Consider the following 14465-nt stretch of genomic DNA (forward strand, 5'->3'; position numbering starts at 1 on the left):
AAATAGAATCGGTATAATATAATGTAATACAGGTTTTGCTTTACAATAATACCAATAAAAAAGGCAAAATATTGAAATGAAAAATAAAACGACTAAATGCTTATAATTGTGGCTTACTTGCCACAACAGGTAAGTGACTATTTCTAACATTATTCATTTCCTTTCCATATGCGGATTTTATTATTTATGTTTGGTTTTTTTATTAAAAACTCAAAATAAAATCATTAAGTAAACGCTAATAAACAATCAATATCGGGGTGAATTATAAGCGATTTTGTGTTTTTAGTAATAAATTTTTATCTTACCTCCTTAAAAAATCGTATTATTTAACTTACTTAATTAATAGCGGCTCTCGTCACTTGTTAAAGTGCCTTTACCATTGACCTTGGTCTTATTTATGAAAGGTTGTTATAATAAGCCCATTTATTCGGATAAATAGAAACATTATGCCACAACCCACTTATAACGCCGTTGATATTGAAGTATTAAAAGGCCTTGATCCTGTTCGCCATCGCCCTGGAATGTACACTGACACAAGTCGTCCAAATCATTTAGGGCAAGAAGTCATTGATAATAGTGTTGATGAAGCGATCGCTGGCCATGCTCGTAAAATCAAAGTGACACTTTATGAAGATAACTCATTAGAAGTTATCGACGATGGTCGAGGTATGCCTGTTGATATTCACCCAGAAGAAGGCGTGCCAGCCGTTGAGCTATTACTTTGTCGTTTACACGCTGGTGGTAAATTTTCTAACAAGAATTACCAATTTTCGGGCGGTTTACACGGTGTCGGCATTTCAGTTGTCAACGCCTTATCAAAACGCGTTGATGTTACCGTTCATCGTGACGGGCAAGTGTATGAAATCGCGTTTGAAAATGGCAACAAAGTTGAGGATCTACACGTTACTGGCACTTGTGGGCGCCGTAATACTGGCACCAAAGTCCATTTTTGGCCAGACGAAAAATATTTTGATTCACCAAGATTTTCTGTTCCTCGATTGTCTCATTTATTAAAAGCTAAGGCTGTACTTTGCCCAGGGCTTGAAATTATCTTTAAAGATAAAATTAACAATACTGAGCAACGTTGGTGTTATCAAGACGGCCTAAAAGACTATTTAATGGAAACTATTAGTGGTTACTCACTATTACCCGAAACCCCTTTTACTGGCAACCATATTGGTGAAACGGAAGCGGTAGAATGGGCGCTACTTTGGTTGCCCGAAGGTGGAGAGCTATTGACTGAAAGTTACGTTAACTTAATTCCAACGGTACAAGGTGGTACGCATGTTAATGGTTTACGTCAAGGCTTGTTAGATGCTATGCGTGAGTTTTGTGAATTCCGCAATTTATTACCGCGAGGCTTAAAATTAACTGCCGATGATATTTGGGAACGCTGTGCCTACGTTATTTCGGTCAAAATGCAAGAGCCGCAATTTGCAGGTCAAACTAAAGAGCGCTTATCTTCACGGCAATGTGCAGCTTTTGTTTCGGCTATTGTGAAAGATGCATTTAGTCTTTGGCTAAATCAAAATGTACAATTAGCCGAATTACTAGCCGAAATGGTCATTTCGAGTGCGCAAAAACGCTTAAAGGCATCTAAAAAAGTTATCCGCAAAAAATTAACCAGTGGACCTGCTTTACCGGGTAAATTGGCGGATTGTTCATCGCAAGATTTGAGCCGTACTGAGCTTTTTTTAGTGGAAGGGGATTCTGCCGGTGGTTCAGCCAAACAAGCGCGAGACCGTGAGTTTCAAGCCATTATGCCACTTAAAGGTAAGATTTTAAATACTTGGGAAGTGTCATCTGACGAGGTGCTTGGCTCACAAGAAATTCATGATATTTCGGTTGCTATCGGTATCGATCCAGATAGTGATGATTTGAGCCAGTTACGTTATGGCAAAATCTGTATTTTAGCCGATGCCGATTCTGATGGACTACATATTGCCACTTTACTTTGTGCGTTATTTGTTCGTCATTTCCGCACCATGGTTGAACATGGGCATGTCTTTGTTGCGATGCCACCACTTTATCGTATTGATTTGGGTAAAGAAGTTTATTACGCGCTTGATGAAGAAGAAAAAGAAGGTATTTTAGAGCAACTTAAACGCAAAAAAGGTAAGCCAAATGTACAACGTTTTAAAGGTTTAGGGGAAATGAACCCTCTGCAGCTACGAGAAACGACAATGGATCCCAATACACGCCGTTTAGTACAGTTATCGCTTGATGATACAGAGCAGACTATGGCATTAATGGACATGTTACTTGCCAAAAAGCGCTCAGAAGATCGCCGAGAATGGTTACAAGAAAAAGGCGATCAAGTTGAACTTAATGTCTAATAAACAGAATGATTTAGAGGAACAATAATGAGTGAGATAACTCATGACGGAGTAGAAATTCAGTCGCTACGTACCTTTACCGAAAGCGCCTATTTAAATTACTCAATGTATGTCATTATGGATCGTGCACTGCCATTTATTGGTGACGGTCTCAAACCCGTGCAACGACGCATTGTCTATGCCATGTCAGAGCTAGGTCTAAATGCGCAAGCAAAATTTAAAAAATCAGCACGTACCGTAGGTGATGTGCTTGGTAAATATCATCCTCATGGTGATAGTGCCTGTTATGAAGCTATGGTACTGATGGCACAACCCTTCTCTTATCGTTATCCATTAGTTGATGGACAAGGTAACTGGGGGGCACCTGATGATCCTAAATCATTTGCTGCCATGCGTTATACCGAATCTCGCTTATCGAAATATGCTGAATTATTATTAGGTGAGTTAGGGCAAGGAACGGTTGATTATACCCCCAATTTTGATGGTACTTTGCAAGAGCCAAAAATGTTGCCAGCCAGACTACCGAATATTTTATTAAATGGCACAACGGGGATTGCGGTTGGTATGGCAACCGATATTCCCCCACATAATATTCGTGAGGTGGCAAATGCCGCAATTATGCTGGCAGACAATCCAAATGCAACTTTAAGCGAAGTAATGGCTCACATACAAGGGCCTGATTTTCCAACCGAAGCTGAGATTATTACGCCACCTGATGATATCGCGAAAATCTACAAAACAGGGCGCGGGTCAATTCGTATGCGTGCGGTTTGGAAAAAAGAAGATGGAGATATTGTGATTACAGATCTCCCCCATCAAGTATCGGGCGCTAAAATCCTAGAACAAATTGCTTCTCAAATGCGAGCCAAAAAGCTACCTTTAATTGAAGATTTACGCGATGAGTCGGATCACGAAAATCCAACTCGTTTAGTGATTGTGCCACGTTCAAATCGAGTCGATTTAGAACAAGTGATGAATCATCTATTTGCAACAACTGATCTCGAAAAAAGTTACCGCGTTAATATGAACATGATTGGGCTTGATAACCGCCCGTCAGTCAAAGGCTTGATTGAGATTCTTACTGAATGGCTAGAGTATCGTAAAAATACCGTTACACGTCGCTTAAATTATCGTTTAGATAAAATATTAAAAAGACTGCATATTCTTGATGGTTTATTGATTGCATTTTTAAATATTGACGAAGTGATTGAAATTATTCGCCATGAAGACGAGCCTAAAAAAGAGCTGATTAACCGTTTTGCTTTAACCGACATTCAGGCCGAAGCAATTTTAGAACTAAAACTACGCCAATTAGCCAAACTTGAAGAAATGCGCATTAAAGGCGAACAGAGTGATCTTGCAAAAGAGCGCGATCACTTGCAAGCCTTGTTATCTTCGCCTAAAAAACTGAGTAACCTTATCAAAAAAGAGTTACAAGAAGATGCCGAAAAATATGGTGACAAACGTCGCTCCCCCATGGTTCAACGTAGTGAAGCAAAAGCAATGAGTGAGCAAGAATTAACACCATCAGAGCCTGTTACCGTGATTTTATCCGAAATGGGCTGGGTAAGAACGGCAAAAGGTCACGATATCGATCCTGCTGGTTTAAGCTATAAAGCAGGTGATAATTTTAAAGCAGCCGCTAAAGGTAAAAGCAATCAACCCGTTATCTTTTTCGATTCAACTGGTCGCAGTTATGCTATCGAGCCAAACACATTACCATCGGCTAGAAGTCAAGGTGAACCATTAACGGGAAAATTAGCGCTCCCCGCTAACGCAACGGTTGAACATATAGTGATGAGCCAAGAGGATAATCAAAAATTGTTACTTGCTTCAAGCGCTGGGTATGGCTTTATTTGTAAATTTAGTGATTTAGTTGCTCGTAATCGTAATGGTAAGGCGATTATCAATTTACCGAAAGAGGCAAAAATACTTGCACCAATTGAAATTACATCTGAAGATAGCTTACTACTATCTATTACTCAAGCTGGGCGAATGCTCATCTTTCCTGTAAAAGATCTACCTGAACTTGCTAAAGGCAAAGGGAATAAAATTGTATCTCTTGCAGGTGCTGATGATAGCCTTGCTTATCTACTATTAATTACACCAGAAACATCGATAACCTTATATGTCGGTAAACGCAAACTTACGTTAAACCCTGTTGATTTACAAAAATTTAGGGCAGAACGCGCACGTAAAGGAAGCACCTTACCACGGGGTTTACAAAAAATAGATCGAATTGAGGTAAACAAATAATGTCTTTTATCTGGGCAATGATCACCGGCTTTGTATTAAGCCTTATATTAAAAACGGGGTGGGGCTTTATACTAGGGCTATTTGTTGGACCAATGCTTTACCAAACTTTTTGTAATAAATTGACCGAACAAAAAACCAAAGCAAATCCAGAACTTTACTTAACGGTGGTTTTTGAAGTGCTAGGCCATTTAAGTAAAGCGAAAGGCGTTGTCACACAAGATGATATAAATCTTGCAAGCCAATTTATGGATAGGCTACAACTTAATAGTAGCAGCCGAAAACTTGCCCAAGACTCATTTAATCGTGGCAAGGCCAGTAATTACCCACTACGATCACGCCTTCAAGAGCTTTATACTCAATACCGTTTTAGACGCAACGTACTAAACATTTTTTGTGAACAATTGATTCAAGCAGCATTAGTCGATGGTGTGTTGGATGATAAAGAACAACAAATCCTGTTGATTGTGGCAGATGAATTAAATATTTCTCATCAAAAAATGGCATTATATATCCAAATGATGATGGGCAGTTACCATTTTCACCAAAATAATTACAGCTACCAACAAAATCAACGTAGCCAGCACCAATATGATCAATATCAACGCAATAACAATAACCATGGCGCTTACCAGAATCGCTCATCACAATCAGATCTACAAAACGCTTACAAAATATTAGGCGTTAAATCTACAGCCGAAATTCCCGAAATCAAAAGGGCTTATCGAAAATTAATGAATGAACATCATCCTGATAAATTAGTTTCGAAGGGCTTACCCAAAGAGATGCTAGAAGCAGCTAAAAAACGTGCGCAAGAAATCCAAGCCGCTTATGATCTTATCAAAACGTCTCGTGGTTTTAAATAGAGACGATTATCATGATGCATTGGCGCTCAATCCTTCGAATCATCGGGTTATTAATTGCCCTGTTATCGGTATTTATGTTGCTACCAGCACTTGTTGCTTTAATCTATCGTGATGGTGCTGGCGCAATCTTTGTTCGATCGTTTTTTGCCGCATTGATATTAGGCTGTTTATTATGGCTACCAAATCGCCATCATCGCCATGAACTGAGCACGCGTGAAGGCTTTTTTATCGTCGTACTATTTTGGGTGGTGTTAGGTACAATCGGCGCATTTCCGTTTATTTTTGACACACATATTAATTTAAATTTAACTAACGCCTTTTTTGAATCATTCTCAAGCCTAACAACAACTGGCGCAACAACCATCGTTAAATTAGATCACCTACCTAAAGCCCTGCTTTTTTATCGGCAATTACTACAATGGCTTGGTGGTATGGGGATTATCGTTTTAGCTGTCGCCATTTTACCATTATTGGGCGTTGGGGGAATGCAACTTTACCGAGCAGAAATTCCCGGCCCACAAAAAGATAGCAAAATGCGCCCTCGTATTGCCGAAACGGCTAAAACACTTTGGTCAATTTATATTTTACTGACCACGCTTTGTGCTGTTTGTTTATGGGCAGCTGGAATGAATGCCTTTGATGCCATTTCACATAGCTTTTCAACAATATCGATGGGTGGATTTTCAACGCATGACAATAACCTTGCTTATTTTAATAGTGCTACAATCAATTACATTGTTACCCTCTTTTTAATTTTATCGGGTTGTAACTTCGCACTTCATTTTGCCGCATTAAGTGGATTTTCAATTAAAGTTTACTGGCGAGATCAAGAATTTAGAACTTTTGTTTTTATTTTAGCTGTTTTAATTGCAATCTGTGCGTTTGGCATTTATTTTTATCAACCAGAACGAAAATTAAGTATCGATAAGATAGTACTGCAAGTTGTATCAATAACGGCAACGGTTGGATTTACGGTTGATGATATTAACACATGGCCTTCATCATTACCGATTTTTTTACTATGCGCTTCATTTATTGGTGGTTGTGCCGGTTCAACTGGCGGTGGCTTAAAAGTAGTTCGAGTTCTCCTTTTGTTTATGCAAGGGTCGCGTGAATTAAAGCGCTTAATTCATCCAAATGCTATCTATACCTTAAAATTAAATAATCGCGTGGTTCCTGAACGTATTATTGAAGCTGTTTGGGGATTCTTTTCTGCATATGCGCTAGTCTTTTTAGTCAGCTTATTTGCTATTATGGCAACCGGTATTGATACTACAGATTCTTTTTATATTGTTGCCTCATCACTGAATAATTTAGGGGTCGGCCTTGGTAGTGTGAGCGATAATTTTGCCAGAGTTAGCGATATAGTAAAGTGGGTAATGGTTGTCGATATGTTATTTGGCCGATTAGAAATATTTACTTTATTAGTTTTATTCACCCCAACGTTTTGGCGAAGCTGATTTTATACTAAAACACATGCTTTCCTGAAAATTTTTGACAAAATACACAAATTTACAAATATTTTATTGATTATTTAGCCAATTACAGACAGAATTACTGGGCAGCATGTGCTGTATTTATTAGAGGTAATCACCTGACATATGGAATGGATCATGGATCCTACAATCTGGATTGGCTTATCCACTCTGGTTGTACTTGAAATCGTCCTTGGTATTGATAACATTGTTTTTATTGCCATTCTTGCCGAGAAACTTCCACCCCATCAACGAGACAAAGCCCGCATTACAGGCCTTGCCTTTGCATTAATTACCCGAGTGTTATTATTAATGTTCACGGGTTGGTTAGTTACACTCACTACACCATTATTTTCAATATCTGGAATCAACTTTAATGCACGCCAACTGATTATGTTAATCGGGGGGATATTTTTACTATTTAAAGCCACAATGGAGCTCAATGAGCGCCTTGAAGGTGCGTCACACGAAGACGGAAAACCGAAAAAAACCTCTCACTTTTGGACTGTTGTAGCCCAAATAGTCGTACTTGATGCGGTGTTCTCACTTGATTCGGTGATTACCGCTGTGGGAATGGTTGAACATATTCCTGTGATGATTATTGCTGTTTGCATCGCCATTGGCATTATGATGGTGGCAAGTAAACCATTGGCTTATTTTGTCAACGCTCACCCAACGATTGTCATTCTCTGCTTGAGCTTCTTATTAATGATTGGCTTTAGCCTAGTTGCCGAAGGTTTTGGTTTTATGATTCCAAAAGGTTATTTGTATGCCGCAATTGGATTCTCAATTATGATTGAGTTTTTCAACCAATTAGCCATTTTTAACCGCCGCAAAGCATTAAATAAAAAACCATTACGTGAACGCACTGCCGAAGCAATTTTACACTTATTAAAAGGTGATGCAGAAGAAGATCCCGATACCCACACCATTGATGTGGTGTCAGATGCCAATAAAAAAGTCTCGGTATTTAATCATCAAGAACTGAGCATGGTTGAGCGAGTGCTTGGCCTAGCGCAACGTTCCGTCAGTAGTATCATGACATCTAGGCTTGATGTTGATATGGTTAATATCAATGATAATCGAGATGTCATCATAAAAGAAATTTTTGATAATCCTCATTCACGCTTAGTAGTCACGGATAATGACTCGATTGATGAACCATTAGGCATTATCCAAGTTAATGATCTTTTAAAAGATGTGCTACAAAGTAAAGCACCAATCGATATTCACTCACTTATCAAACAACCTTTAATCTTTCCAGAAACGGTATCGTTACTGGTTGCACTAGAACAATTTAAAAAGGCTAAAACCCATTTTGCTTTCGTGGTTGATGAATTTGGTTCAATGCAAGGGGTTGTCTCGGTGACAGACATTATTGAAACCATTGCAGGCGATTTCCCAACAGAAGAAGAGGAAATTGATGCTAAACATGATATTCAATGTTTAGATGATAATAGCTGGATTGCGAATGGTTATATTCCAGTTGAGGAACTCATTCGTTTTGTACCAATACCGATTGATGATAAGCGCGAATATCATACCTTGGCAGGACTGTTAATGGAAAAAGCGCAGCATTTACTCAATGTTGGCGAAACCATTCAAATTGGCGATTATCTATTTGAAGTAGCCGAAATAGAAAGCCACAGAATTCTGAAAGTAAAAATTACGTTAAATAAACTCGATTCTGGCGCATTGTAATACAGTATAGCCAGAATAACGCTTGACCAAAATAAATAACTGGCAATAATAATGTGGCAACACCTCTGAAGATGTGGAGCAATAACTCCTCATCTTTTTTATTTTTACTTTTTGGTAAAAAAGCTAGCACTGTTTATCAACATTTATGATTACTTATCAATCCAATTAGGCCTTAACTTATGAATTCAATATTCGAAAAACTGTTTCAATTGAAAGAAAAAAAAACAACTATCGGTACGGAAATAATTGCAGGATGTACAACCTTTCTTACTATGGTGTATATCATCTTCGTTAATCCATCCATTTTATCAGCAACCGGTATGGATAAATCTGCGGTATTTGTACTAACTTGTGTAATTACTGCGTTGGCGACGATTTTAATGGGCCTATTTGCTAACTTACCAATAGCACTTGCACCAGCAATGGGGCTTAACGTCTTTTTTGCCTATGGTATCTGTGGTGCAATGGGCTATTCTTGGCAAATTGGTATGGGCGCCATATTTTGGGGTTCTTTAATCTTTTTTATGTTGTCACTCTTTAAAGTCCGCCACTGGTTAATTGAACATATTCCACAATGTTTACGTATAGGTATTAGTGCCGGTATTGGACTATTTATTGCTTTTATGGGCTTTCAAAACATGGGTATTGTGGTTGCTTCACCTTCCACACTCTTAACGATGGGGAATATCTTATCGCTTAAAGTCCTATTAGGATCACTAGGTTTTTTCATCATTGTTATTTTAGCGGCTCGCAACTTTCATGCTGCGGTATTAATTTCGATTTTAGTTGTGACATTACTGGCACTATGGCTAGATCCTAATATCAGTTACCAAGGTATTGTATCTATGCCACCAAGTGTGACAAGCGTTGTTGGTCATGTTGATCTAGCAGGTTCGCTTAATATCGGCATCATGGGTGTTATTTTTTCTGTGATGATTGTCAGCCTATTCGACTCATCGGGCACCATTTTAGCATTAACCGATAAAGCCGGAATTAGCGACGAAAAAGGCCGATTCCCTAAAATGCGTCAAGCGCTATTAATTGATAGCTTTAGCTCTTCTTTAGGGGGATTATTTGGTACATCATCAGTATTAACCTATATCGAAAGTTCGGCTGGTATTTCAGTCGGTGGTCGCACAGGCTTAACAGCTGTGGTAGTCGGTATATTATTCTTAGCCGTGGCCTTTTTATCGCCACTAGCCCATTTAGTACCAAGTTATGCAACTTCAGGCGCCCTTATCTTTGTTGGCATTTTAATGGTTTCAAGCTTGGTTAAAGTTAAGTGGTCTGATTTAACCGAGGCAACACCAGCCTTTATTACCGCAATCATGATGCCATTTGCCTTTGCTATTACTGAAGGCGTTGCGCTTGGTTTTATCTCTTATGTGGTATTAAAAACCTTTACGGGTAAATTTAAACAATTAAATCCTTGCGTAATTATTTTTGCTTTACTATTCGCTTTAAAATTTATCTTTATCGATCATCATTAAAACAACTCCCCATTGTGACTTGCAATGGGGAATAAGCATTTGTCAAAACGGCTAATACAGATATTGATCTATTTTTGCTTATGAATATCAGTATAAAAACCCTACCCTCTTTTCATTAAAAAATGATTACCTTCAACAAGAATTAAACTCTAGATCAAACACTTAATATTAGCAAAAACTTGACATTATTTCCCCTGGGGTCTAGAATCTTGCGACCCAAAACTTATATACATAGGTTTTGGTCTACAGTTATTAATTACGTATCTAAAAAGCAATTTTAAATTTATTTTAATTAATCAGGAGCTTATTAATGGCAACAATTAATCAGCTGGTACGCAAACCAAGAGCACTAAAGGAAGCGAAAAGTAACGTCCCTGCCCTTGAAGCATGCCCGCAAAAACGCGGTGTTTGTACTCGTGTTTACACAACTACACCGAAAAAACCAAACTCAGCATTACGTAAAGTGTGTCGTGTACGTTTAACTAACGGTTTTGAAGTAACTTCTTATATCGGTGGTGAAGGTCACAACTTACAAGAGCACAGTGTAATTTTAATCCGTGGTGGTCGTGTTAAAGACTTACCAGGTGTGCGTTACCACACTGTTCGCGGTGCATTAGACTGCGCAGGTGTTAAAGATCGCAAACAAAGCCGTTCTAAATACGGTGTTAAACGACCTAAAGCTTAATGGAACTCCGTTAAGTAAGGCCAAACTATATAATTCCATTTAACTCATTTGAGTTTTGGGTAAACCTGAAAAATTTATAACATATAAACGGAGTATTCCAATGCCACGTCGTCATGTTGTCGGTCAAAGAAAAATTCTTCCTGATCCGAAGTTCGGTTCAGAGTTACTGGCGAAATTTGTAAATATTTTAATGATAGATGGTAAAAAATCTATCGCAGAATCAATCGTATATTCAGCTCTTGATAAATTAGCTGAGCGTAGTGGAAAAGACCACTTAGCAGCTTTCGAAGTTGCATTAGATAACGTAAGACCAACTGTAGAAGTTAAGTCTCGTCGCGTTGGTGGCTCTACATACCAAGTTCCTGTTGAAGTGCGCCCTGTTCGTCGTAATGCACTTGCAATGCGTTGGATTGTAGATGCTGCACGTAAACGTGGCGATAAATCAATGGCTCTACGCCTTGCGAATGAACTTATGGATGCTTTTGAAAACAAAGGCACCGCTGTGAAAAAACGCGAAGATGTTCATCGTATGGCTGAAGCTAATAGAGCGTTTGCACACTATCGTTGGTAATCAAGTCATTTACACAAATGACTTGAATTAAGACTGATTGCCCTTATCTGCTTTCAGTCTACTTAAATGATACTTTGTTAAGCAAACGATTCTAAATAGAGGATTAATATGGCTCGTACAACCCCCATAGCACGTTACCGTAATATCGGTATCAGTGCGCATATTGACGCAGGTAAAACAACAACAACTGAACGTATTTTGTTTTACACTGGCGTAAGTCACAAAATTGGTGAAGTTCATGATGGCGCAGCGACCATGGACTGGATGGAACAAGAACAAGAGCGTGGTATTACTATCACATCTGCAGCAACAACTGCATTCTGGTCTGGTATGGGTCAACAATTTGAACCACACCGCATCAACATTATCGACACCCCAGGACACGTTGACTTCACAATCGAAGTTGAGCGTTCTATGCGTGTACTTGATGGTGCAGTTATGGTTTATTGTGCAGTAGGCGGTGTTCAACCACAATCAGAAACAGTATGGCGCCAAGCAAATAAATATAAAGTTCCACGTATCGCATTTGTCAACAAAATGGACCGTATGGGTGCTAATTTCTTACGTGTTGTTGATCAAATCAAAACCCGTTTAGCAGCAGTTCCTGTTCCTTTAGTTTTACCAATCGGTGCAGAAGAAGGATTTACTGGTGTTGTTGATTTACTTAAACGTAAAGCAATCAACTGGAATGATGCTGATCAAGGTGTAACATTCACTTATGAAGATGTACCAGCAGATATGGTTGAGCAAGTTGAAGAATGGCGCTCATTCTTAATAGAAACTGCTGCTGAAGCAAGTGAAGAGTTAATGGAAAAATACCTTGGTGGTGAAGAGTTAACTGAAGAAGAAGTCAAAGCAGCACTACGTGAGCGCGTGCTTGCTAACGAAATCATCTTAGTAACTTGTGGTAGTGCCTTTAAAAATAAAGGTGTCCAATTTATGCTTGATGCCGTTATTGAATATTTACCAGCACCAACCGATGTACCAGCAATCAAAGGGGAATTACAAAATGGTGAAGCAGCGGAACGTCATTCAAGCGATGATGAACCATTCTCATCATTAGCATTCAAAATTGCAACTGACCCATTTGTTGGTAACTTAACATTCTTCCGTGTGTACTCTGGTGTGGTTAACTCTGGTGATACTGTTCTTAACTCTGTTAAAGATAAAAAAGAACGTTTTGGTCGTATCGTTCAGATGCACGCTAACAAACGTGAAGAAATCAAAGAAGTTCGCGCAGGTGACATTGCAGCGGCTATCGGTCTTAAAGATGTGACTACTGGTGATACACTGTGTGCTGAAAGCGCACCGATCATTCTTGAAAGAATGGAGTTCCCAGAGCCAGTAATCTCGGTTGCTGTTGAACCAAAAACCAAAGCTGACCAAGAAAAAATGGGACTTGCTTTAGGTCGATTAGCGCAAGAAGATCCTTCATTCCGTGTTCACACTGATGAAGAATCAGGTCAAACTATTATTTCTGGTATGGGTGAACTTCACTTAGAAATCATCGTTGACCGTATGAAGCGTGAATTTAAAGTGGAAGCAAATGTTGGTAAACCACAAGTTGCTTACCGTGAAACAATTCGCAATGAAGTAGAACAAGAAGGTAAATTTGTTCGCCAATCTGGTGGTCGTGGTCAATATGGTCATGTATGGTTAAAAATCAAGCCATTAGAAGCAGGCGGCGAAGGCTACAAATTCAACAATGAAATTGTTGGTGGTGTGGTTCCTAAAGAATACATCCCTGCAGTTGATAAAGGCTGTCAAGAACAAATGAAAAACGGTGTTCTTGCTGGTTATCCAATTGTTGATGTTGAAGTCACTATCTTTGATGGTTCTTACCATGATGTTGACTCATCAGAAATGGCATTTAAAATTGCTGGTTCAATGGCATTTAAAGACGGCTTTATGAAAGCAAAACCAGTGCTTTTAGAACCGATTATGAAAGTAGAAGTTGAAACGCCTGAAGATTATATGGGTGATGTTATCGGTGACTTAAACCGTCGTCGCGGTATGATCGAAGGCATGGAAGATACTGCAACTGGTAAAACAGTAAAAGCACAAGTTCCACTTTCAGAAATGTTTGGTTATGCAACAGACCTACGTTCACAAACTCAAGGTCGTGCTTCTTACTCTATGGAGTTCTTGAAGTACAATGAAGCACCAACAAATATTGCAACAGCAATTATTGAAGCTCGTAAAGCGAAATAATTATTTATCTAAATAAAGTAACACTTCCCTTAATAACATAAGGGAAGTGATTTAATAAAGGAACATTAAGATGTCTAAAGAAAAATTTGAACGTACAAAACCCCACGTTAACGTTGGTACAATCGGCCACGTTGACCATGGTAAAACAACTTTAACTGCAGCAATTACTTCTGTTCTTGCTAAAAAATACGGCGGTCAAGCTCGTGCATTCGATCAAATCGATAACGCACCAGAAGAAAAAGCACGTGGTATCACCATCAATACTTCACACGTTGAATACGATACACCAACTCGCCACTATGCGCACGTAGACTGCCCAGGCCATGCTGACTATGTTAAAAACATGATCACTGGTGCGGCACAAATGGACGGTGCTATCTTAGTCGTAGCAGCAACTGATGGTCCTATGCCACAAACTCGTGAGCACATCCTTTTAGGTCGTCAAGTAGGTGTTCCTTACATCATCGTATTTTTAAACAAATGTGATATGGTTGATGACGAAGAGTTATTAGAATTAGTTGAAATGGAAGTCCGTGAACTTCTATCTCAATACGATTTCCCAGGTGATGACACACCAGTAATCCGTGGTTCAGCGCTTAAAGCATTAGAAGGCGAAGCAGCATGGGAAGACAAAATTGTTGAATTAGCTGAAGCATTAGACAGCTATATTCCAGAGCCAGAGCGTGATATTGATAAACCATTCCTATTACCAATTGAAGACGTATTCTCAATTTCAGGTCGTGGTACAGTGGTAACTGGTCGTGTTGAACGCGGTGTAATCAAAGTGGGTGAAGAAGTTGAAATCGTGGGTATCAAACCAACAACTAAAACCACTTGTACTGGTGTTGAAATGTTCCGTAAATTACTTGACGAAGGT

The 14465-nt window shown here is 39.0% G+C and carries 10 protein-coding genes; all 10 read left to right on the plus strand.

The features are described 5' to 3' along the window. Positions 1-446: 446 nt before the first annotated feature. The gene (gene parE / locus A9G40_RS05390) at positions 447-2336 is read left to right on the plus strand and encodes a DNA topoisomerase IV subunit B (RefSeq protein ID WP_065582215.1); all 1890 of its coding nucleotides are present in this window, start codon (positions 447-449) and stop codon (positions 2334-2336) included. A gap of 27 nt (positions 2337-2363) precedes the next feature. Continuing rightward, the gene (gene parC / locus A9G40_RS05395) at positions 2364-4592 is read left to right on the plus strand and encodes a DNA topoisomerase IV subunit A (RefSeq protein ID WP_065582216.1); all 2229 of its coding nucleotides are present in this window, start codon (positions 2364-2366) and stop codon (positions 4590-4592) included. After that, positions 4592-5455: a co-chaperone DjlA gene (gene djlA, locus A9G40_RS05400; protein ID WP_065582217.1), complete on the plus strand. Its 864-nt coding sequence runs from the start codon at positions 4592-4594 to the stop codon at positions 5453-5455. Before parC ends, djlA begins: the two co-directional genes overlap by 1 nt. A gap of 14 nt (positions 5456-5469) precedes the next feature. Continuing rightward, positions 5470-6915: a TrkH family potassium uptake protein gene (locus tag A9G40_RS05405; protein WP_065582222.1), complete on the plus strand. Its 1446-nt coding sequence runs from the start codon at positions 5470-5472 to the stop codon at positions 6913-6915. A 141-nt stretch (positions 6916-7056) separates the two neighbouring features. Continuing rightward, entirely contained in the window at positions 7057-8631 is a 1575-nt protein-coding gene (locus A9G40_RS05410; protein ID WP_065582218.1) for a TerC family protein, read from the plus strand. A 179-nt stretch (positions 8632-8810) separates the two neighbouring features. After that, on the plus strand, positions 8811-10121 hold the full coding sequence (locus A9G40_RS05415) for an NCS2 family permease (protein WP_065582219.1): 1311 nt from the start codon (positions 8811-8813) through the stop codon (positions 10119-10121). A 310-nt stretch (positions 10122-10431) separates the two neighbouring features. Beyond that, positions 10432-10806, plus strand: coding sequence for a 30S ribosomal protein S12 (gene rpsL / locus A9G40_RS05420; RefSeq protein ID WP_034883792.1), 375 nt, complete (start codon positions 10432-10434; stop codon positions 10804-10806). Between the two features lie 100 nt (positions 10807-10906). Continuing rightward, positions 10907-11377 carry a 30S ribosomal protein S7 gene (gene rpsG / locus A9G40_RS05425; protein WP_034915550.1) on the plus strand — a complete coding sequence of 157 codons (471 nt, stop codon included), beginning with the start codon at positions 10907-10909 and terminating at the stop codon, positions 11375-11377. A gap of 108 nt (positions 11378-11485) precedes the next feature. Next, entirely contained in the window at positions 11486-13588 is a 2103-nt protein-coding gene (fusA, locus tag A9G40_RS05430) for an elongation factor G (protein WP_065582220.1), read from the plus strand. Positions 13589-13658: 70 nt separating this feature from the next. Then, positions 13659-14465 (plus strand): elongation factor Tu (gene tuf, locus A9G40_RS05435; protein WP_065582066.1); only part of this gene is annotated, 807 nt, incomplete at its 3' end.

Origin of the sequence: Gilliamella sp. Nev3-1 (genome assembly GCF_001690435.1) — a bacterium.
Taxonomy (GTDB): Bacteria; Pseudomonadota; Gammaproteobacteria; order Enterobacterales; family Orbaceae; genus Gilliamella; species Gilliamella apicola_C.

Coding starts and splice junctions, on each gene's coding strand:
- parE (WP_065582215.1), top strand. CDS start 447: ATGCCACAACCCACTTATAACGCCGTTGATATTGAAGTATTAAAAGGC.
- parC (WP_065582216.1), top strand. CDS start 2,364: ATGAGTGAGATAACTCATGACGGAGTAGAAATTCAGTCGCTACGTACC.
- djlA (WP_065582217.1), top strand. CDS start 4,592: ATGTCTTTTATCTGGGCAATGATCACCGGCTTTGTATTAAGCCTTATA.
- A9G40_RS05405 (WP_065582222.1), top strand. CDS start 5,470: ATGCATTGGCGCTCAATCCTTCGAATCATCGGGTTATTAATTGCCCTG.
- A9G40_RS05410 (WP_065582218.1), top strand. CDS start 7,057: ATGGAATGGATCATGGATCCTACAATCTGGATTGGCTTATCCACTCTG.
- A9G40_RS05415 (WP_065582219.1), top strand. CDS start 8,811: ATGAATTCAATATTCGAAAAACTGTTTCAATTGAAAGAAAAAAAAACA.
- rpsL (WP_034883792.1), top strand. CDS start 10,432: ATGGCAACAATTAATCAGCTGGTACGCAAACCAAGAGCACTAAAGGAA.
- rpsG (WP_034915550.1), top strand. CDS start 10,907: ATGCCACGTCGTCATGTTGTCGGTCAAAGAAAAATTCTTCCTGATCCG.
- fusA (WP_065582220.1), top strand. CDS start 11,486: ATGGCTCGTACAACCCCCATAGCACGTTACCGTAATATCGGTATCAGT.